Genomic DNA, 219 nt, shown 5'->3' on the forward strand with positions numbered 1-219 from the left:
GGGACTGTCTGAATAACGGTGTGTGGGGTCCGGCCTGATCCGAAAGGAGACGGCCGTGTCAGAGTCTACGACCGACATGACAGGGGTGATGATCGATCCTGTGACGGGAGAGATCATCGATCAGAAGGAGCTTGCGGAGCGGTTGCTCGCGCAGGCCAAGGAACAGGGCGTGAGCCTGGTAGGCCCGGGCGGGCTGCTGAACCAACTCACCAGGAACGT

General features: G+C 61.2%; 1 pseudogene. It reads left to right on the forward strand.

Annotation, left to right across the window (positions count from 1 at the left end):
* Positions 1 to 76 precede the first annotated feature (76 nt).
* Positions 77 to 219, forward strand: a pseudogene (locus AC6CHP_RS20805) (IS256 family transposase); the annotation flags it as partial.

Source organism: Pseudarthrobacter sp. GQ63 (genome assembly GCF_059758765.1).